This is a genomic window from Clostridium sp. 1001271st1 H5 (assembly GCF_005845215.1).
GTDB lineage: Bacteria > Bacillota > Clostridia > Lachnospirales > Lachnospiraceae > Enterocloster.
In genome coordinates this window covers 25,250-43,325 of sequence record NZ_SPHO01000006.1, presented here as the reverse complement: position 1 = coordinate 43,325, position 18,076 = coordinate 25,250, and the positions used below count along the sequence as shown (strand labels likewise).

Annotated in this window: 28 protein-coding genes and 1 pseudogene; 24 read left to right on the top strand and 5 right to left on the bottom strand. The window is 49.0% G+C overall.

The features are described from left to right. Positions 1-89: 89 nt before the first annotated feature. Together FGS84_RS10530 and FGS84_RS10525 are read left to right on the top strand one after the other, a co-directional pair. Entirely contained in the window at positions 90-1,388 is a 1,299-nt protein-coding gene (locus tag FGS84_RS10530; RefSeq protein WP_138308120.1) for a phenylacetate--CoA ligase, read from the top strand. 19 nt (positions 1,389-1,407) lie between these two features. Further along, complete coding sequence (locus FGS84_RS10525) at positions 1,408-1,830, top strand: ACT domain-containing protein (RefSeq protein WP_138308117.1); 423 nt, start codon at positions 1,408-1,410, stop codon at positions 1,828-1,830. A gap of 251 nt (positions 1,831-2,081) precedes the next feature. Here the strand turns inward: FGS84_RS10525 and FGS84_RS10520 are convergent, their stop codons facing one another. Together FGS84_RS10520 and FGS84_RS30835 are read right to left on the bottom strand one after the other, a co-directional pair. Then, positions 2,082-2,480 (bottom strand): PaaI family thioesterase, encoded by a 399-nt coding sequence (locus tag FGS84_RS10520; protein ID WP_138308115.1) that lies wholly within the window; start codon positions 2,478-2,480, stop codon positions 2,082-2,084. 254 nt (positions 2,481-2,734) lie between these two features. Next, entirely contained in the window at positions 2,735-3,058 is a 324-nt protein-coding gene (locus FGS84_RS30835; protein WP_171042607.1) for a hypothetical protein, read from the bottom strand. Between the two features lie 179 nt (positions 3,059-3,237). Between FGS84_RS30835 and FGS84_RS10510 the strand changes: the two genes are divergently transcribed. The 3 genes and pseudogenes from FGS84_RS10510 to FGS84_RS10500 form a co-directional block, all read left to right on the top strand. Next, a complete protein-coding gene (locus tag FGS84_RS10510; protein ID WP_138308113.1) occupies positions 3,238-3,609 on the top strand; it encodes a spore coat associated protein CotJA in 372 nt (123 codons plus the stop codon). Then, positions 3,606-3,890, top strand: a complete 285-nt coding sequence (locus FGS84_RS10505; RefSeq protein ID WP_138308110.1) for a spore coat protein CotJB — start codon at positions 3,606-3,608, stop codon at positions 3,888-3,890. The genes FGS84_RS10510 and FGS84_RS10505 overlap by 4 nt, the downstream gene beginning before the upstream one ends. Continuing rightward, positions 3,890-3,988 (top strand): annotated as a pseudogene (locus FGS84_RS10500) (manganese catalase family protein); the annotation flags it as partial. The gene FGS84_RS10505 and the pseudogene FGS84_RS10500, both read left to right, overlap by 1 nt. A 9-nt stretch (positions 3,989-3,997) precedes the next feature. On the opposite strand, the gene FGS84_RS10495 reads toward FGS84_RS10500, so the two are convergent. The 3 genes from FGS84_RS10495 to FGS84_RS31485 all read right to left on the bottom strand — a co-directional run bounded on the left by FGS84_RS10495 (position 3,998) and on the right by FGS84_RS31485 (position 7,433). Continuing rightward, positions 3,998-5,461, bottom strand: coding sequence for a recombinase family protein (locus FGS84_RS10495; protein ID WP_021893129.1), 1,464 nt, complete (start codon positions 5,459-5,461; stop codon positions 3,998-4,000). Positions 5,462-5,662: 201 nt separating this feature from the next. Further along, a complete protein-coding gene (locus FGS84_RS10490) occupies positions 5,663-6,382 on the bottom strand; it encodes a hypothetical protein (protein ID WP_021893130.1) in 720 nt (239 codons plus the stop codon). Between the two features lie 76 nt (positions 6,383-6,458). Further along, positions 6,459-7,433, bottom strand: a complete 975-nt coding sequence (locus FGS84_RS31485; protein WP_021893131.1) for a S24 family peptidase — start codon at positions 7,431-7,433, stop codon at positions 6,459-6,461. A gap of 160 nt (positions 7,434-7,593) precedes the next feature. On the opposite strand from FGS84_RS31485, the gene FGS84_RS10480 reads away from it, so the two are divergent. The 19 genes from FGS84_RS10480 (at position 7,594) to FGS84_RS31475 (ending at position 18,069) form a co-directional block, all read left to right on the top strand. Then, entirely contained in the window at positions 7,594-7,818 is a 225-nt protein-coding gene (locus tag FGS84_RS10480; RefSeq protein WP_021893132.1) for a DUF739 family protein, read from the top strand. Between the two features lie 22 nt (positions 7,819-7,840). Continuing rightward, the gene (locus tag FGS84_RS10475; RefSeq protein WP_021893133.1) at positions 7,841-8,179 is read left to right on the top strand and encodes a hypothetical protein; all 339 of its coding nucleotides are present in this window, start codon (positions 7,841-7,843) and stop codon (positions 8,177-8,179) included. A gap of 20 nt (positions 8,180-8,199) precedes the next feature. Beyond that, positions 8,200-9,042, top strand: coding sequence for an ORF6N domain-containing protein (locus FGS84_RS10470; protein ID WP_171042606.1), 843 nt, complete (start codon positions 8,200-8,202; stop codon positions 9,040-9,042). Between the two features lie 150 nt (positions 9,043-9,192). Beyond that, entirely contained in the window at positions 9,193-9,345 is a 153-nt protein-coding gene (locus tag FGS84_RS30830) for a hypothetical protein (protein ID WP_171042594.1), read from the top strand. A gap of 43 nt (positions 9,346-9,388) precedes the next feature. After that, complete coding sequence (locus FGS84_RS30825) at positions 9,389-9,565, top strand: hypothetical protein (RefSeq protein ID WP_171042605.1); 177 nt, start codon at positions 9,389-9,391, stop codon at positions 9,563-9,565. Further along, the gene (locus tag FGS84_RS30820; protein WP_171042604.1) at positions 9,549-9,689 is read left to right on the top strand and encodes a hypothetical protein; all 141 of its coding nucleotides are present in this window, start codon (positions 9,549-9,551) and stop codon (positions 9,687-9,689) included. The genes FGS84_RS30825 and FGS84_RS30820 overlap by 17 nt, the downstream gene beginning before the upstream one ends. A gap of 185 nt (positions 9,690-9,874) precedes the next feature. After that, entirely contained in the window at positions 9,875-10,231 is a 357-nt protein-coding gene (locus FGS84_RS10465; RefSeq protein ID WP_138308106.1) for a hypothetical protein, read from the top strand. Then, positions 10,221-10,373, top strand: coding sequence for a hypothetical protein (locus tag FGS84_RS30815; protein ID WP_171042603.1), 153 nt, complete (start codon positions 10,221-10,223; stop codon positions 10,371-10,373). The genes FGS84_RS10465 and FGS84_RS30815 overlap by 11 nt, the downstream gene beginning before the upstream one ends. Then, on the top strand, positions 10,370-10,531 hold the full coding sequence (locus FGS84_RS30810) for a hypothetical protein (protein ID WP_171042602.1): 162 nt from the start codon (positions 10,370-10,372) through the stop codon (positions 10,529-10,531). Before FGS84_RS30815 ends, FGS84_RS30810 begins: the two co-directional genes overlap by 4 nt. After that, the gene (locus FGS84_RS10460; protein WP_138308104.1) at positions 10,524-10,721 is read left to right on the top strand and encodes a hypothetical protein; all 198 of its coding nucleotides are present in this window, start codon (positions 10,524-10,526) and stop codon (positions 10,719-10,721) included. Before FGS84_RS30810 ends, FGS84_RS10460 begins: the two co-directional genes overlap by 8 nt. A 2-nt stretch (positions 10,722-10,723) precedes the next feature. Next, complete coding sequence (locus FGS84_RS31800) at positions 10,724-11,458, top strand: ERF family protein (RefSeq protein ID WP_138308102.1); 735 nt, start codon at positions 10,724-10,726, stop codon at positions 11,456-11,458. Beyond that, positions 11,455-11,883: a single-stranded DNA-binding protein gene (locus FGS84_RS10450; protein ID WP_138308100.1), complete on the top strand. Its 429-nt coding sequence runs from the start codon at positions 11,455-11,457 to the stop codon at positions 11,881-11,883. The genes FGS84_RS31800 and FGS84_RS10450 overlap by 4 nt, the downstream gene beginning before the upstream one ends. Before the next feature lie 14 nt (positions 11,884-11,897). Continuing rightward, positions 11,898-12,407 carry an ERCC4 domain-containing protein gene (locus FGS84_RS10445; RefSeq protein ID WP_138308098.1) on the top strand — a complete coding sequence of 170 codons (510 nt, stop codon included), beginning with the start codon at positions 11,898-11,900 and terminating at the stop codon, positions 12,405-12,407. Continuing rightward, complete coding sequence (locus tag FGS84_RS10440) at positions 12,373-12,888, top strand: CHC2 zinc finger domain-containing protein (protein WP_243129946.1); 516 nt, start codon at positions 12,373-12,375, stop codon at positions 12,886-12,888. The genes FGS84_RS10445 and FGS84_RS10440 overlap by 35 nt, the downstream gene beginning before the upstream one ends. A 1-nt stretch (position 12,889) precedes the next feature. After that, entirely contained in the window at positions 12,890-14,770 is a 1,881-nt protein-coding gene (locus tag FGS84_RS10435) for a DUF927 domain-containing protein (protein ID WP_138308094.1), read from the top strand. Between the two features lie 391 nt (positions 14,771-15,161). Further along, the gene (locus tag FGS84_RS10430) at positions 15,162-15,356 is read left to right on the top strand and encodes a hypothetical protein (protein ID WP_243129945.1); all 195 of its coding nucleotides are present in this window, start codon (positions 15,162-15,164) and stop codon (positions 15,354-15,356) included. After that, positions 15,346-15,519 carry a hypothetical protein gene (locus FGS84_RS30805; RefSeq protein WP_171042601.1) on the top strand — a complete coding sequence of 58 codons (174 nt, stop codon included), beginning with the start codon at positions 15,346-15,348 and terminating at the stop codon, positions 15,517-15,519. The genes FGS84_RS10430 and FGS84_RS30805 overlap by 11 nt, the downstream gene beginning before the upstream one ends. After that, on the top strand, positions 15,509-16,060 hold the full coding sequence (locus tag FGS84_RS10425) for a hypothetical protein (protein ID WP_138308090.1): 552 nt from the start codon (positions 15,509-15,511) through the stop codon (positions 16,058-16,060). Before FGS84_RS30805 ends, FGS84_RS10425 begins: the two co-directional genes overlap by 11 nt. A 14-nt stretch (positions 16,061-16,074) precedes the next feature. After that, on the top strand, positions 16,075-18,069 hold the full coding sequence (locus FGS84_RS31475) for a hypothetical protein (RefSeq protein ID WP_243129944.1): 1,995 nt from the start codon (positions 16,075-16,077) through the stop codon (positions 18,067-18,069). Positions 18,070-18,076 lie beyond the last annotated feature (7 nt).

Here is an 18,076-nt window from a genome sequence, read left to right as displayed (position 1 = left end):
CTGAAGCCGGAAGAAAATCCGGAAACGGACTGTAAGCGGAAAAGGGATATGAAATTATATCAAGTGAGAGTTGGAGGGGTTACAGGCAAATGATATGGAATGAGACGAAGGAGTGCATGAGCAGGGATGAGATGACCAACCTGCAGAGCGCAAGGCTGAGAAAATTAGTTGACAGGGTGTACCACAGTGTGGAATATTACCGCAAGAAAATGCAGGCAGTGGGATTGGAGCCCGGAGATATCCGGGGAATCGAGGACCTGGAACGGCTTCCGTTCACCACAAAGGATGATTTGAGGGACACATATCCCTTCGGCATGTTTGCAGTGCCCAATTCCCAGATTACCCGTATCCACGCATCCAGCGGCACCACGGGTAAGTCCACGGTGGTGGGATATACCCGCAAGGACATTGATGTGTGGAGCGAGTGCGTGGCCAGGTGCATCACCATGGCCGGACTGGGAAGCAATGATATCATCCAGGTGGCTTACGGATACGGACTGTTCACCGGTGGGCTGGGTGCCCACTACGGAGCTGAGGAGATGGGCGCCACCGTGGTCCCCATGTCCACAGGCAACACCAAGAAGCTGGTGACCATGATGGTGGATTTCGGGGTCACAGGAATCATGTGTACGCCGTCCTACCTTCTTCATATTGCAGAAACCATCGAGGAGATGGGAGTAAAGGATAAGATTAAGCTGAAGGCATCCATCAACGGAGCAGAGCCATGGACCGAGAAGATGAGGACCCAGATTGAACGGCAGCTGGGAATCCATGCCCATGATATCTACGGCCTCAGCGAAATTATGGGACCGGGCGTTGCCACGGACTGTCAGTTCCATGAGGGGCTTCACATTCATGAGGACCATTTCCTTCCGGAGATTGTGGACCAGAATACATTGAAGCCGCTGCGGGACGGCATGACCGGAGAGCTGGTAATTTCCACCCTGACCAAGGAAGGACTGCCCTTAATCCGTTACCGCACAAAGGATTTGACCAGTCTTGACCACAGTGTCTGCAAGTGCGGAAGGACCACGGCCAGGATTGCCAGATTCACGGGAAGGACCGATGACATGCTGATTATCCGCGGCGTCAATGTATTCCCGTCCCAGATAGAGTCAGCCCTTCTGGAAATGGGCGGCACCACGCCTCATTATCTTCTGATTGTGGACCGTGTAAACAATCTGGACACCTTAGAGGTCCAGGTGGAAGTGGAGGAACGCTTCTTCTCAGATGAAATCCGGGAGCTGGAGAATCTGACCGGGAAGATTGCCTATATGATTCAGCAGGCCATAGGTCTGGCGGTAAAGGTAAAACTGGTGGAGCCAAAGAGCATTGAACGCAGCATGGGCAAGACAAAGCATGTGATTGACAAGAGGAATCTGATTTAGGAAAGGGCGGGGTGAAAGAATGTTTGTAAAACAATTATCTGTATTCATAGAAAACCGTGAAGGCAGGCTGGAGCAGGTCACAGAGGTACTGAGGGAGGAGGGAATCAACATACTGTCCCTCAGTATGGCGGATACCACGGAGTACGGTATGCTGAGAATGATTGTGTCTGACCCGGATAAGGCAAAGGCAGCGCTGAGGGAAAAGGGATTTTCAGCTATGCTGACCGATGTGCTGGCAGTAAAACTGGAGGACCAGGTGGGCGAACTCCACAAGATGACCCACATTCTCTGCAGCCAGGGGCTGAACATAGAGTATATGTATGCCCTGGCTTCTGCAAACCGCAGGGCCATGATTGTGAAGGCATCTGACGGAGAGACAGCCGCCAAGGCAGTGACAGATGGGGGATTGGTGCTGTACAGCAATGAGGAGATGTGCTGGTAGGATGTGACGGCAGTTCTGCAGGGCAGGGATTGTGCGGCAGGAAGATATGCGGCAAAAAGATGTGCGGCAGAAATATATGCGGCAGAAAGATGTGCGGCAGAAATATGTGCGGCAGGTAAAATAGAGGCGCCGTACTATCATCTGTGAGGATGATGGTACGGCGTCCCTGTTTTTTGCTTTTATGTGCTCCAAAAGGATGCCCTTAGCTGGAAGTGTCCTTCTTGGCCATATTTTACCTCCGGATGCAATGACTATCCTTTGGAGAAGCCGCTGGATGTTACGTGGGCCACCTCATTGCCCAGGTCGTCCTTTACATCTACCAGATAGTAACAGGTGCTGCGTCCTTCCTTTACTTTATGCGCCTCGGCTATGAGCCGTGCGCCTCTGGCAACACCCAGGTAGGTGATTTGAGACGTGGTTGAGACGTGAAGGGGTTTGTTCCAATTGGAAGCCACTGCAAAGGCAAAATCAGCCAGAGTAAAAATAGCGCCCCCCATGACCGTGCCCGCTGCATTGAGATGGTGCGGTTGTATTTCCAACGAACATTTTGCATATCCCTCATCCACCTGTTCGATAACAGCACCGTTTTCCGTGGCAAAACGGTCATTGGAAAAGACCTTCTGTATTTGTTCCAGTTTCTGTGCATCCATATGGAATACCTCCTGTGGTTGAATGTATGGGTTAAAAATGAATATAAACCAACTATATACCAGAAAAAGGAAGGTTGTCAATGATTGTCGGCTATGTAAGGCATTATGTGTGATGAGAAAGGAGGAGAGAGGTAAAAGAGGAAGTGTGCAACAACAGGATATACGAAAAAACAGGGCCTCGTTGGGAGGTCCTGTTTCGTATGGTATCACTTATTACCATTTATTTTAGTTGCCGCAGCCACAGCCGCCTTCTGCTACGGCTGGTCCGGGCCCTCCGGCTGTACGCGGTGTGGGGCCGCCGCATCCCGGATTATTGCCCCAGGTGGCATCGTTGAAGCCTTCCCAATATCCATTGCGGAAGCCTTCCCTGAATGCCTGACGCCTGGCGCCTGCACAGATGTCATGGCCGCCGCTGTTATTTCCACAGCCGCAGCCGCAGCCACAACCGCAGCCGCAGCCGCAGCCACTGCCGCTGCCGCTGTTTCCGCCGCAACCGCTGTTATTTCCGCATCCACAACCGCAACCGCTGTTACTGCCGCAGCCGCATCCACATCCACAATTACAACGATTCCATCCACATCTACAAAATCTAAAGCAACACATATATTGCACTCTCCTTTTTTGTTGGTTTGTACTATATCATATGGGACGCCCAGATGAAGTGTGAGTGATTGTCTCAATGTATTTTATTGTCACCTGCTGTTTTTATTCTCATAAACTATAGTAGAAAAAGATATATGGAAGGAGTATCCAACCTATGGATTCTTATACAGATGTAAGCACTCAGTGCTGCGGCCGCAGCCGTATGTCATGCGGCACATCATTTGGAAATGAATGCGGTTCCTATACAAGTCCGGATTATCGGGATATGAACGCATTTCCATGGGACTCATGGGGGAGCAATCCTGAGCTTTCTTATCCTACCCCAGCAGCCCCAGCAGCCCAGACCGCCAATATGTCATGTCCCTCAACTGAGGGCGGTGTGTTGGAACAGCAGTTTCCGGTAGCCATGGCTTATGTGCCATGGCAGCAGTGGCAGACCACCTATGCCCCTGAGCGGGGTCTTGTCCAGGGGACTATTTTCCCTGACCTGGACCTTCAATTTAATTACGGGAGGTGCGGCAGATGACGAATCAGATGATGAATCCTGACTTTAATGTTTCCCGTGCTGCCATGCTCCGGGAGGTAGACCAGGCCGGTTTCGCAGTGGTTGACGCTAACCTTTACCTTGACACCCATCCCTGTGATGCAGCTGCCATTGATTATTATAATCAGATGGCAGACGCATACAGAAATGCAGCGGCGGCCTTTGAGGCCCAGTTCGGACCTTTGACTGCTTCCGCCAATAATGATGCTTCATACTGGTCCTGGATTAACGACCCGTGGCCATGGGAAGGAGGGTGCTATTAATGTGGATTTATGAGAAGAGATTGGAGTTTCCGGTTAATATCAAAGAGCCCAATGCCCAGATGGCCCAGTTTATAATGAGCCAGTACGGCGGGCCGGATTGTAATAACCTATGATATATAAAAGTGAATATATAAATGCCCCTTTTTGCGGTCAAAAACAATGTCCTTGACAATTTTACGGAGGGCATTTCCTTTTGTTTCATAATCTATATTTGAGTCTGAAATGATTTCGTGTACATGAGCAACCTGACGCATGACATCCTCTTTGCTGGGGACTACGTCAGGAGCCTGTTCGGCCTGACGATGCAGCCGTTCTGCATCAGCCATGAGTTCCTCCCGCTCTGATTTAAGGCGGAGCTTATTCTGCTTATATTCCTCCAGCGTGTCTATCTCATTCTCATAAGCCTCCCTGATGCGCCGTTCCTTGACTTCCAGGTGCGCCAGGGCCTCCTGGATGGCAACTTCTTCTGCATTGACGGTATCATTGGTTTTCCGGATGTATTCATATTCCAATTCATTTGTTGCCAGAACTTCCTCCAGTGATTCAATCACAGCCTTCTCCGCCAGTCGGACTGACAGACAGCAGGAACCTTCATGGAATCCCTTGGCATATTTCCAGCACTGGAAGAAGTCAGGACGTTTCTTCTGGTCGTTGGAGCGGTTATAACCAAGGCTGCTGCCGCACACGCTGCATTTCAACATGCCGGACAGCCAATGGGCGTTGCTGGAAACTTCACGGCGTTTCTGAGGGCGGTACTCTTTTTCGAGCCGCTTCTGGACATCGTCAAAGATGGACGTAATGGATGTTCGAATCTCATGTGTCCCTTGAAATGTGTATCCGTTCCATACTACTTCCCCAATATAGAAACGATTAGTAAGAATACGGTTAATTCCACGGCGGTCGAACCGATTGCCGCGGCGGGTTCGATATCCCTTTGAGTTAGTAGCCCTGGCCGTGGCGGTCATATCCTTGCCACTATGGTATGTTTGGAAGATATATTCCACGATGGCGTAGGATTTTTCATCAACAATGAAAGGCTTGCCTTCTCCTACAGCTCGGTAGCCAAGGCAGGGAGTGGACTGATATCCTTCGCGGAGAGCCTTTTCAGTCATGCCGCGGATTACTTCACCAGAGAGGTTGATGGAATAGTATTCATCAAACCATTCAATGATGGTCTCAATCAGCCGGCCGAACATGCCTTCCATGATTGGCTCAGACACGCTCTTGATTTCCACGCCACATTTTTTTCGAAGGATGCCCTTGTAAAAGGTACTTTCCTCCTGGTTTCTGGCGAACCGAGAGAACTTCCAAAGATATAACCGCTTGAATGGTGCAGGCCGTTGCGATTTCGCAAAGGCAATCATGCGCTGGAACTCAGGCCGGTTATCTGCCTTCCGGCCAGATATCCCCTTCTTTTCGATGAATATGTATTCTTTCGGGATTATAAAGCCATCTGCTTTGGCCGCATCCATGATGACGCGAATCTGGGCGTCCGGGGACAGCTCCGTCTGGTCATCTGTGCTGACGCGGACGTAGGCGGCGCCGATTTCCAGGGTGGTTGGTGTGGTCATTATATCATCTCCTTTGTTATAACCATATGAAAAATGGATATAAAAAATACGCCCCTTGCCAGGACGCTTCAGGAATGATATAATTTAGGTGTTCAAGCTAAATATATCTGCTGGAGCAGTCCGGCAAGAGAGTTATGTTAAAAGTCATTCCTGCGCCAACAGGGGTGGCTTTTTGCGTATGCGGTTTAACAAGCTGTGAAACTAAAATGTGTGGGCTTGATTTAGATATACCTCATAGCTATCATAATCAACATCATAAGGAGATGCTTTTTCGGTAACCGTTTTACCAGCCTCAACATTAGCAATATCCTGCGGATAATCTACATGAGCAATGTCATTACCCTTATAGTAGACCACGATATATTCGATTTCATCAATGGAGACACTGTCATTATTTGTTATTTCAATGATTATACCGTCTTCACCTTGGTTTGAGGAAACAGACACTTTATCAGCATGGTTCTGGTATGATGGATAGCAATTTAATTTAATATCACTGTTTATCTCAAAGTCGTCATACTCTGGGGGGGCACTTAACTTTGAAACAACCGTGCTACCTGGTAAAACCATGTCGTGCCCATCATCGGCTGTATCTATCGTGTTTCCTGAACCGTTTTTGTAGTTAATCTGGACACTCAATTCATCAATTGTAGTATTGCTATTATTAGTTATAAATAGGCAAACCTCACCGTCAAGCGTTTTTTGAGGCGTTATTTCTAATTGCGCCTTTATAGCGTCTGGGTCATCCTCGCTTTTGGTGGCGATGGTCTCACTCGTAGCAACGCCCTTGGAAGTTTCACTTGGATTTTCTGAGGCCGTTTGCGCAGATGCTACTGGTTCAGCAGTAGTATGCTCCGCTTTCCCTCCACAAGCGGTCATCATGCTAATTGCTAACGCAGTTGTAATAATGATTTTTTTCATATACTTTTCCTCTTTTCTTTTATTTATTAGGCTATGAGCCTTCAAATTAATAACGTTTTTTGTGAGAATTTCCCCCTTAATCCATAAGTTTACCAATTACTTTACCCATACATACAACATTATCTTCTTCATGAATGGGGATATTAGGATATTCACCATTCTGGGAGATAAGCTCATTTTTTCCAAGTTCTTTGATAAAAGCGCTTCCATTTACAACGAACACCCCGATATCTCCTACTTGCATTTCCATATTCTGACTAACCAAAGCAATATCACCGTCAATAAAACTGGGTTCCATGCTGTCGCCATTTACATCAAGAGCAAAGTCTGCGCCGTGATATTCGGGAATATCAGGCAGTTCTATTTCATCTTCCGCTTCATTGCCTAATATAAAAATACCGGTTCCGGCAGACACACCGCCGCGGTAGTAGGGGATAACAAACAGGCCAGTATTATATTTAGGTTGAAACTCTATAATAGTTGAGCTTCCTATATTTTTTGCATTAGTATCTTGATATTCTGGTATCTTAGTTAGTAAGGTTACCTGCTCAAGAGCCTTATCTTGTCCAGCGCTGTTTAATAAGCCGAAACTGCCAAGCAGCTGTCTTACTCTTTCTCTTTCATATAAATCAGATATTTTACGATGAAGGCCATTGAAAGCTTTGGCTGCTCTTTCCGTCACTATAGGCAATTCTTCTTTGATAGCCTCATGTTCTTCTTTGGTTAAATCGTAATCATTGTTCAATAATTTTTCTAATGCAGAGTTGAAGGGACAGTCATCGGGCGTTGTGGGAAAATTTAAAGAACGGCGCCCCATTGGAACATCATAGCCCATAAGCCAGGTTTCAGACACACCTAACGCCAGCGCTAACACTGTAAGTTTCTCCTGCCCGGGTGACACTTTTCCAGAAACATATTGAGATAAATCGTTTCTTCCTAATTTAACATCAAATTGTTTGCAAAAAGGTTCTGCACGTCTCAATATATCCGCTTGCCGTAACTCATATCGATTCATTGCCTCCTTTAATCTGTCGGCTGTTGTTGCTTTCATGATGCACCTCTCTTTCATATAGCATTGTATCATGAATTGAACAAAAGTTCAAGATAAACATTCAAAATAGTTGAACATATCTATTGACAAGAAAACACCATAATGTTAAGATAAGTGTGTTCAATTAAATTGAGCAAATGCAAAAGGAGGTGAAGCTTTTATGACATATGATTACAGTAAATTAAAGGGAAGGATAGTCGAAAAGTTCGGAAAACAGCAATCCTTTGCCGTGGCAATGGGATGGTCTGAAAGAACGTGCTCTTTAAAGTTAAGTAATCAAGTTTTTTGGAAACAGCCGGAAATATCTTTGGCATCACAATTACTGGACATAGACAGGCAATACATACAAGATTATTTTTTTGTGCAGTGTGTTCAATGTAATTGAACAAAAAAGGAGGACACACAGAATGACTGATTTAGAATATCGGTTAATTAAAGAAGCAGTAAAACAGGAAGTGCTTCAGGAAATGAAAAGCAGTGAGATGCGGAAAAGGGACTCTTTTCTTAAAGAGGTAAGGAAAAAACAGCATGTCATATTTGATGAGTATTTTCCTGGCCTATATCAGACAGATGCAGGAAGATATTGGCGGACAAAAGAGGCGATTACAAAACTCACCAATCTGTGCCGTTTTAGAATGAGTTACGGTAGCGCGTGGGATGCCTCAATTAATTCAGAGGTAGAAGCAGAAAGTGCCATTAACACATACACTGAAATCTGTGCGCTGGCAGCGAAACTGATTGGATGACAAAGGAGGATATACATAACATGAACGAGATTAAAGTAACAGGAAAACAGGAGTTCATGGGATTGGTTATCCCGGTGGTACTCGGAGGATTTGGAGATAGAAAGAAGTGCATTTCGGATAAAACCATCGCTGAGATACATGGGATAACCAGTAGTGACGTAAGAAAGGCAGTGGGGAGGAACACATCCAGATTTCAAGAGGGGATTGATTTAATGGACTTAAAAAGCCCGTCACCATATGACGACCTCTTGATTTCGCTAGGATATAGTAAGCAGCAGATAATTCAGGCCGAACACATCTATATATTATCGGAACGCGGTTATGCAAAGCTGATTAAGATTATGGATACGGACCTTGCCTGGAAAGTTCACGATAAACTGATGGACGAGTATTTCGAGCTCCGGGACGAAAAAGTAAAGATGGATAACCTGTCCCCAGAGCTCCGCCTTCTTATCAACATGGAAATGGAACAGAAGCGACAGGCGGCAGTGCTGGCAGAAGTTAAGGAAGCCAACCAGAAAAATGCTGACCGGATAGAAAGCATCCGGGACGTAGTATCACTGGACACCACATCGTGGCGGGATGATACACGGAACCTCATTAATAAGATAGCCCAGGAGTTGGGGGGCGGAACAGCTTTTCAGCAGGTACGGGCAGAAAGTTACGAGCTCTTGGAAAAGCGGATGGGTGTGAGCTTGAAACAGCGCCTTACCAATAAACGCAGACGCATGGCAGACGAGGGTGTGTGTAAATCCAAGAGGGACAGGTTATCACAGGCGGACATCATAGCGGAGGATAAGAAACTGATTGAGGGTTATACCGCGATTGTAAAAGAAATGGCCATCAAATACGGGGTAGCGTAGGAATGGAGGTACATATCAACACGACATGCAAGACATGCCGGCATAGCCAGTGCCCGGAACGGACACGGTGGTATCCGTGTAAGGACTGTGAGAGGAAGGAAACAAGTACAACCGGTACCGCATACAATCTACCAGAGAGGGGTGGTGATAGTGCAAAAATTACAGGTGTTCAATTTCATAGAAATTGATGGCCAGGATGTTCCAATAGAATCGCTGACGGACGAAGAAAAACGACGCATTGCCTATGCGTTGCAGGACAACTTGATGATACCGCTGGGATTCAGGCGGAAGAAGACCGCCTAAGGGCGGTCAGAGTGGACAAGCATATGAAAGGAGGGACAAGTCATTGAGAGCTAAGACATTCGCAGAACACCGTATCCGACAGTACCTGGATGTGGTTTACCCAGGGCTGGATGGGCACATGGAAACTGTCAACGCGCATGAGGTCATAGTCACTGACATCAATGGTGACAAAATCCGTGTGGCGTATGACAGAGGGGAGGTGTATGAAGTTGAGATGTAGCGATGACAGGGACGAGCATCCTTTAATGACGGCAACGAGATGGATTATCATAGCATCTTTTTGGATGTTCGGAATGGTGGGTGCAGCAACGGCAGTTATGGCGCTGGCCATGGGCGTACTGTAAGAGGAGGCAGCCATGGAGTCAGTGACATGCCGGAGCTGCCGGTACCGGAACCGATGTATGGAGTACAGCCGGATGATTCCGTGCCGGTCGTACAAAAAATGGACCCCAGACGGGTGGAGCCGTCCGAAGTCCAGGCAATTAAAATAATCACACCCTTATCATAAGGGATTATGGAGGAAAAATCAATGACTAAAGGAATAATACAGACAGAATTCGATGGAGCGTTAGTCCGCACGACAGAGATTGAGGAGAGCGATGTTGTCTTTGTGGTAGCCGCCAAGAGGGGAGGGGAATCCCTCACTGATTCGGACTGGACAGTACAGAACATTGCCCGGATTGATGGCGCGAACAGGAAGGAGCTTATCGAACTTCTGGTGGGCTTCATTAAGGAAATCCTAACCAACATATGCGACGGGAAACCAACGGAATCAGCAGATGCCATGAAACTGTTCCTTAGACGCTTGGATAGCCAGACGGATAAGTATATACTGGAACACTTCCACGAGATTATGGCTGGGAAGGAGTCTGGCCATGGAAGATAGGTATCGCCGTATGTGGCTCCTCTACCGGGAACGGATGGCCCGCCGGGCAGGCGAGGCAGCCAGTACAGAGAAAAAGGAGATGTATGATTGGGTGCTGGAGGAGACAGCACTGATAGAAGCGGAGGTGTTCCTGGAGGAATGAAACAGATATTGATTGACCGGACGGAACTGCTGGGAAGGATAATTGCGATTGAATCCGGATGCCTGGACGTGAAGTCACGTTCCGTAATCCAGCAGATTAAGGAAACCATCCTGCGTCTGCCAACAAAGGAACAGAAAGGGGATGCAGACCATGGATGATGGGAAGATACATATCCCGGCCAGAAAAAGGCAGCCGGTCCAGGATGGGCAGCCTGTGGTCAAGCTCACACAGGAGGCATACAATGCTCTGGTTGAGATATATAACGAGAGCCAGCTGTCCATGAAGCAGATAGCAAGCCTCATCATCATGCAGAGCCTGGACCGCATCGTGTATGACAAGGAGGGTTAACCATGAACGTATATGAGAAACTACAGCATGTCCAGTCCGGTCTGAAAGCTCCGAAGAACCAGTACAACAAGTTCGGGAACTACCATTACAGGAACTGTGAGGACATCCAGGAGGCGGCCAAGCCCCTCCTGCAGGAGGTCAAGGCAGCGCTGGTGGTCGGAGACGAACTGGTCATGATAGGAGAACGGTATTACATCAGGGCCACGGCCCGGTTCGTGGATTGTGAATCCGGCGAGACAGTGGAGAACACGGCCTATGCAAGGGAGGAACAGGAAAAGAAGGGCATGGATGTGTCACAGGTGACAGGGAGCACCAGCAGTTATGCCAGGAAATATGCATTAAATGGTCTGTTCTGCATTGACGACGTGAAGGATGCGGACAACCAGGACAATACTGCCGGTAAGGCCCAGGCAGCCGGAAAGGGAACCAGGGATAATACGAAGCCAGCCGGGAAGACGAAGGCAGGTAAGGGAACGGATGTAGGAGCGGGGCAGACAACAGCTCCGGCAGAAGAGGGAGATAAGGCAGCACCAACAGGGGCAGGGATGGTCACCAAGGCCATGATTGCGTCCATCACGTCCCTGATAGAAAAGTACAGCTCCAAAGGGCTTAAGATGGAGAAAATTCTTAAGATGTACCAGATTAAAGATATCGTGGAGATGACCGTGGACCAGTACAGGGACTGTATGGACAAGCTCAAATTGTACGAGAAGGCAGATAAGGAGGGGGCAGCGTGAACAGTGTGCAGTTAGTAGGAAGGCTGACCAGGGACCCGGAAGTGAGGTATTCAGATGGAGGCTCCACCGTGGCCAAATTTACCCTGGCAGTAGACCGGCGGTTTAAGAAAGATGGCGGAGATGATGCGGATTTTATTTCTTGTGTTGCGTTCGGAAAGACGGCCGAATTCCTGGAAAAATGGTTCCGGAAGGGACAGCGCCTGGGATTGACCGGCCGCATCCAGACCGGTTCCTATGTTAACCAGGAGGGGACCAAGGTCTATACCACCAATGTAGTAGTGGAAAATGTGGAGTTTGTGGATAGTAAGGGGGCATCTGCAGAAAATGACGGACCGCAGCAGCATCCTACGCCTACAAGTGCCATTGGTGATGGCTTCATGAACATCCCGGATGGAGTGGAGGATGATGGTCTGCCCTTTAATTGACCAGAGGTGATTACTTGAACATACAGATTGACAGCCGAGAGAAGGCCCGCGCCATCCAGAAGATTGTGGCGGAGTTTGACCGCCAGGGCGTGGACCATTTCGTATCAAAATTATATGTCGGGGATTATATGAACTATGATAATCCCCGTTTGATTATAGACAGGAAACAGAACCTGACGGAGCTCTGCAGCAATGTCTGCCAGGGACATAACCGTTTCCGGGATGAGATGCTGAGGGCCCAGGAGCACGGAATCAGCATGATTATCCTGTGCGAGCATGGCAAGGGGGTGGAGTGTCTGGAGGACGTAATCTGGTGGGATAACCCGCGCCGGCATAAACGCTTCCAGGACCAAAAGACAGGACGGTGGATAGAAAGGGAGACCAATGCGACCACTGGGGATAAACTGTATAAGATTCTGTGTACCTTCCAGCGCAAGTATGGATGCCGGTTCCTGTTCTGCGAAAAGAAGGATACCGGTAAACGGATAATTGAGCTGCTGGGCGGTGATGGCCATGACCAGTGAGGAGATTAAGGCAGCCTACAGCATGAGGGATGTGGTGGAACGGTATGGTTTCCAGCCAAACCGCGCCGGTTTCATCCATTGCCCATTCCACGGCGGTGACCGGGAGCCATCCTTAAAGGTGTATGACCGTGACTTTCATTGCCATGCCTGCGGCGCCCATGGTGACATCTTTGATTTTATCATAATGATGGATGAGGTCTCCTTCAAGGAGGCATTCATGAGCCTTGGCGGGGAATATCAGAAGCCTACATTTTCCAGCCGGCTGGCGGTTTACCGGGCGCAGAAACAGCGCGCGATGCGCCAGAAGGAGGCGGAGCGAGAGCGGGAGAAGCGCAGGCTGAACAATATGCTTATAAGTATCTACAGGGCCTATATGGAGCGCTCTGAGCCCCTGAGTGATGTCTGGTGTGATTGTTATAACGCCCTGCAGTACCAGCTCTATGTACAGGCAGGATTATGCGGATTGGAAGCGAGGTGGTAGCATGGTGCCGTTGAAGGAGCTGACGGCCGAGACAGTATTGTCGGATGATGTGCTGACAGAGGTATTTGACCAGGAGGACGAGCTGTACAAGTCAAGGCTGCTGCTGTCGCTGGAGGACCGGGCCGGGGAGCTGGGGGTAAAGAAGAAGTTCCAGGAACTGGTCAAGGCCTATAAACGTGTGGAGCGGGAGATGCGGCGCCGGGAACGGGATAAGAAAAGCCAGCCCTGCACGCTGGAGCAATGGACCAATTTTGAAGGACCCTATAACCGGATGCAGTGCAAGGAGTGGATTGCCGGCGAGGGAGGTATATTCCTCCGGAATCCCACCACGGGATATACGGACATCCTGGCCTGCTACCATCCCATTCTGCCAGTGGAACGCCTGCGTAACCTGGAGACCGGTGAGGAGCAGATAAAACTGGCCTACAAGAGGAATGGCCGTTGGGATGAACTCATCGTGCCCAAAACAATGGTGACATCCGCCAACAAGATTGTGAGCCTGTCCGGACGGGGGATTGCAGTCACCAGCGAGAATGCAAAATATCTGGTACGTTATCTGGCCGATGTAGAAAACGCGAATGAGGAACATATCGCGGTGCAGTATTCCACATCGAAACTGGGTTGGGTCAGAGGAGGATTCCTGCCTTACGACACGGACATTGTGTTTGATGGGGATGTGCGGTTCCGCCAGATAGCGGAGAGTATAGGGCCTTCCGGCAACCGGAATAAGTGGTACGAGCATGTAGTGCAACTGCGCAGTCGGGGGAGGATGGAAGTTAAATTTATGTTGGCAGCATCGTTTTCCAGTGTGTTGGTGCAGCCCCTGGGAGGATTGCCATACTTTGTGGACCTCTGGGGCGAAACGGAAGGAGGAAAGACTGTGGACCTGATGCTGGCGGCATCTGTATGGGCAGACCCGGATGAAAGCGCCTATATCAAAGACTACAAGGGAACAGAGGTTGGCCTGGAGGCCATCTGTGACCTGCTGAATAACCTTCCCCTTATCCTGGATGATTCCAGCAAGAAGAACCGGAAGATAGAGGATAATTTCGAAGGTCTGGTCTATGACCTGTGTTCGGGGAAGGGGAAGACACGTTCCAATAAGGAACTGGGATTAAACCGGGAAAACCACTGGAAGAACTGTATTCTGACCAATGGGGAACGGCCTTTAAGCTCTTATGTGACCCAGGGAGGCGCCATCAACCGCATCCTGGAGATTGAATGCGGTGAGCGTGTGTTTGAGGACCCGGGGTACACTGCAGAACTGGTAAAGCATAATTATGGCTATGCAGGACAGGAATTTGTGGATGTCGTTAAGAACATTGGCGTGGACTGTATCCGAGAAATACAGCAGGGTTTCCTGCGACAGCTGGCAGATGATGAAAAGATGCAGAAGCAAAGCCTGTCCCTGTCCATCGTTCTGACAGCTGACAAACTGGCAACGGATTATCTATTTAAGGATGCCCATTACATAAGCCTGGATGAGGCCAGGGAGGTCCTGATAGACCGCAATGAACTTTCTGATAATGAGAGATGTTACCAATTCGTCCTGGACAAGGTGGCCATGAATCCGGCCAGGTTTGATAACAAGGTGGAGAACGTGGAAAAGTGGGGCACGATTGAGAATGGATATGCCATCATCTACACCACGGCTTTTACGGCGCTATGCAAGGAAGGCGGCTTTTCGCGTACATCGTTCTTGTCTTGGGCGAACAGGAAAGGCGTCATCCAAGTGGAAGGGAACGGAAAACGGATGGATAAGGTGAAGAGCTTCAACGGAAATAAAATCCGGTGTATCTTCCTGAAACTGAACGATAACACGGATAAGGATGGATTTGTGAAGGTGGACGATGATAGTCAGGAACGGCTTCCATTCAACTGATGGGAACCATAGAGTAACCAAGACATGGTTACCGCAAAAAGCTAGGTTCTATGCGGGTTTGCAGACTTATTTAAGGGGAGTAACCAAGGAACCACTAAAAACACGCACCTATATACAGAAAAAAATATTTTATGTACATGTTGATATAAAAAATGCCTCGCGCGTAAGGAAACCTAAAAAATATGGTTACTTTGGTTACCGTAGTCCATAAAGCCTTATTCTATGAGGGTTTGAGCGGTATCCAGTGAGGCGAAACAGATGGTTACGGGAACCATAAAAAAGGTTACTCAGGGTGAATTGTATGACAAATAAGGAAATATCAAGCATATTTAATGAAACTTACAATCAATTTTGGATGAAGTGGCGTGATAACGTTCCATCAAGGGGCTCAATGGAGTGGGATATCCTGCAGGGCGAAGCCTATATCATCAAGCTGAGGCATGGCACACGCCTGGTCAGAAAGTGGGAAGGCCCTGTCCCAACCATGGAGGAGGAACCGGTGGCGGCGCCGATTGTCAACTGGTTCATGGATGAGCTGGAGGACAGGGAACGGGAGAAATATGGGAAGGAGCGTCATGGCGATTAAGGCAAAAGAAAAAAAACAGCCGAAATCCCCGGTCTACATCTGCAGCCAGTGCGGGCAGGAGATAAGCGGGGACCATGTATATATCAAGACCAGGCGGCGGACGGAGCTGCACATACACTTCGGATGCATGCCGGTAGGAAGGAGAAGAGAAGATGAAGGTTAGGATATCAATGCCAGGAGCATGTATGGTGATGGACATGGAGGAGGGCCAGGCACGGATGACGTTCCACAAGATGGCAGAGTTAATGTGGTTGATTGGTGAAAAGAGCCATAAGCCGGCGGAAGAAGCAGATATGGAACCAGAAGAGGTTCCGGAACCGGTGAGAGAAGTCTATCCAGGCCAGAAGAAACAGGAGGCTGAGACAGTGATGGAAACTGGGGTTCCAGAAAAGGAAAACGAAGAACCGGCGCCTAAAATTATCTCCGCAGGGTATGGAGGATATCTGTACATGAAATGCTCTGCCTGTGGAAAGACCAGGGGCTTCTGTGCCAAGACGCGGCTGAATCATTACCGGTGTGAATGTGGGGCCGTAACGAGGATGGAAAGTATGGTCCCTCTGTATATGAGATGTGAGTGCGGAAGACAGGCCAGGTATCTGACCAATATGACAGAGGATGAATTTGACATAACCTGCTATGACTGTGGGGCGCCGGTGGCAGTGCGGTGGAACGATAAGAAGGGGCAGTATGAGCCGATGTGCTGATGGAGGGGAAGCCAATGGATGAAGTAATGCAGTGGTATGAACGTGACATGACCCTCGAGCAGGCCATGGACGGCATAGAGACCAACATGCGGTCATCAGTCAGGAACTACATAGCGGTTGGGTTTTACCTAAAGGCCATCCGGGACAGAAAACTCTTCCAGGAGGCTGGATATAAGAATTTTGAGGAATTCGTCCGTGACAAATACGACCGCGATAAAGGATGGGCCAGCCGATGCATCAAGGTCAATGACCAGCTGAGTAAGGACGGGAACAGCCCCGTCCTGGCGGAAGGGTATAGGGATTACAGTGTCTCACAACTGGTAGAACTGGCGTATCTGACCGAAGAACAGCGGACTCTGGCCAATCCGGATATGACAGTGAAGCAGCTGCAGGCTATTCGGAAGCCGGAACCTCAGCTGGAAAAGGAAGTTGTGACATTACAACCGGAGCTGAAGGAACATGAGGGAGAGCTGAGAGAAAAAGTTGTAACATCACAACTGGATGAAGGAGCTGAAAAAGAGCCGGAAGTAATACATTTCACTGCTGGAAACAGAACGATAGACAATGCTTATGGAGCTACTATTGCCGCGGTTGTAGGAGCATACCTGGATGCCGGATATGCTAGACCCGAAAAAGAGTGTGAAGTTACTGCTTTTGGACTATCATACAAAGTTCTTAAACGACAGGACGTTACAGTTTTTTACACGGATTTGGGACGGACCGTATTCGACGTAGAAAATACCCGTCTGGAGGAAGAATACCAATTCCGACACAGAATAAAGCCAGAGCCGGCCCCGCAGGATGAAGAACCAGAGCCTGAGCCGGAACTACCAAAGACAGAGCAGACCCAGTTAGAGAAGTCCGGTAAGTGCATCCACCGGCCAGAATTTGACTGCACCCTGGAGGAGGCCCATAAGCTCATCCCGGGAACTGGGGAGGACTGCAGCCGGATGTGCTGCTGGGAATGCATCAGGCGCGGTGACTGTGAGTTGGAATGTTACAGTTCACAGCGGCGCCCGGAACATCTGGAACCTCCAAAGGCAGAGCCGGATTGTCAATCACTGGATGCTGCGGATGTGCAGCAGGTGAAAACAGCCATCCCTTCCCAGGAGGAATGTATTCTGGACTTCTATCAGCATCACATGTCCATGCCGTGTGCGCAGGCCGTCAATGACAGGAATGCGAAACTGCTGAGGCAGGAGCTGATAATCAATCACGGGGAACCCCATAACAGCGGGTCAACGGAGTACGGCTTTTATCAATGCGGCCCGGAACGGATTCATTTTCAGGATAATATGTGCGAGACATTTCTGAGCTTGACCTGGGGTAAGTACGTAAAGGAATTACTCAACCTCTTGGGAAGTGCTGAGGATGAGGCATCTGAACATGAAAACGATGTCCCCGATATGCCAGAATGCCAGGAACCCGTGATTGATGGTGAATTCACGGAGATTCCAGAAACGGAGGAGGACATCCAGGACCCGGAGGAACCCATGACCGAGCTGCAGATTGCCCGGGATGAACTGGAACGTGCAAAAAAACTGCTTAATGCCGGACTGGGATGCGGGGTGGACGAAAACGACACCCATATCCGCCGGCTGAAAATAAAGGTTTGCGCCCTGGCCAGCTATGTGTGCGATTTGGATGACATCGTGAATCCGCCGCCGCAGCCAGAGCAGCCGGAACTGCCGGTGCTTAAGAACAATGACCAACGGGCTGCCTTCGTGGATGCATATGAGATGTGGCCGTTATGGATTGAGACGAAACAGACCGGAGAGCGGTACTATCGGTATGACCTGGAGGACGGGACCAGCATGGTGGTCAAGGTATACCACGCAAGGATGTTTGGTGGGTACAAGGATGGGAGCTATGAGGCCCAATATTATGATGGCTACGGCCGGCATGAGTACTATCTGCTGCGGGATGGGAAGTTATTCCGGGATTGTGAGACGAACAGGGGGTTATTGATTGAGAAACTGAAAGAGATTCAGAAGGTGAAGAAAGGATAGGATGTAC

Coding starts and splice junctions, on each gene's coding strand:
- FGS84_RS10435 (WP_138308094.1), top strand. CDS start 12,890: ATGGTGCCGTTGAAGGAGCTGACGGCCGAGACAGTATTGTCGGATGAT.
- FGS84_RS10505 (WP_138308110.1), top strand. CDS start 3,606: ATGACGAATCAGATGATGAATCCTGACTTTAATGTTTCCCGTGCTGCC.
- FGS84_RS10475 (WP_021893133.1), top strand. CDS start 7,841: ATGACTGATTTAGAATATCGGTTAATTAAAGAAGCAGTAAAACAGGAA.
- FGS84_RS10465 (WP_138308106.1), top strand. CDS start 9,875: ATGACTAAAGGAATAATACAGACAGAATTCGATGGAGCGTTAGTCCGC.
- FGS84_RS31475 (WP_243129944.1), top strand. CDS start 16,075: ATGGATGAAGTAATGCAGTGGTATGAACGTGACATGACCCTCGAGCAG.
- FGS84_RS10480 (WP_021893132.1), top strand. CDS start 7,594: ATGACATATGATTACAGTAAATTAAAGGGAAGGATAGTCGAAAAGTTC.
- FGS84_RS10520 (WP_138308115.1), bottom strand. CDS start 2,480: ATGGATGCACAGAAACTGGAACAAATACAGAAGGTCTTTTCCAATGAC.
- FGS84_RS30815 (WP_171042603.1), top strand. CDS start 10,221: ATGGAAGATAGGTATCGCCGTATGTGGCTCCTCTACCGGGAACGGATG.
- FGS84_RS31485 (WP_021893131.1), bottom strand. CDS start 7,433: ATGAAAGCAACAACAGCCGACAGATTAAAGGAGGCAATGAATCGATAT.
- FGS84_RS10490 (WP_021893130.1), bottom strand. CDS start 6,382: ATGAAAAAAATCATTATTACAACTGCGTTAGCAATTAGCATGATGACC.
- FGS84_RS10495 (WP_021893129.1), bottom strand. CDS start 5,461: ATGACCACACCAACCACCCTGGAAATCGGCGCCGCCTACGTCCGCGTC.
- FGS84_RS30810 (WP_171042602.1), top strand. CDS start 10,370: ATGAAACAGATATTGATTGACCGGACGGAACTGCTGGGAAGGATAATT.
- FGS84_RS30805 (WP_171042601.1), top strand. CDS start 15,346: ATGGCGATTAAGGCAAAAGAAAAAAAACAGCCGAAATCCCCGGTCTAC.
- FGS84_RS10470 (WP_171042606.1), top strand. CDS start 8,200: ATGAACGAGATTAAAGTAACAGGAAAACAGGAGTTCATGGGATTGGTT.
- FGS84_RS10425 (WP_138308090.1), top strand. CDS start 15,509: ATGAAGGTTAGGATATCAATGCCAGGAGCATGTATGGTGATGGACATG.
- FGS84_RS10510 (WP_138308113.1), top strand. CDS start 3,238: ATGGATTCTTATACAGATGTAAGCACTCAGTGCTGCGGCCGCAGCCGT.
- FGS84_RS10525 (WP_138308117.1), top strand. CDS start 1,408: ATGTTTGTAAAACAATTATCTGTATTCATAGAAAACCGTGAAGGCAGG.
- FGS84_RS31800 (WP_138308102.1), top strand. CDS start 10,724: ATGAACGTATATGAGAAACTACAGCATGTCCAGTCCGGTCTGAAAGCT.
- FGS84_RS10430 (WP_243129945.1), top strand. CDS start 15,162: ATGGAGTGGGATATCCTGCAGGGCGAAGCCTATATCATCAAGCTGAGG.
- FGS84_RS30820 (WP_171042604.1), top strand. CDS start 9,549: ATGAAGTTGAGATGTAGCGATGACAGGGACGAGCATCCTTTAATGACG.
- FGS84_RS10530 (WP_138308120.1), top strand. CDS start 90: ATGATATGGAATGAGACGAAGGAGTGCATGAGCAGGGATGAGATGACC.
- FGS84_RS10460 (WP_138308104.1), top strand. CDS start 10,524: ATGGATGATGGGAAGATACATATCCCGGCCAGAAAAAGGCAGCCGGTC.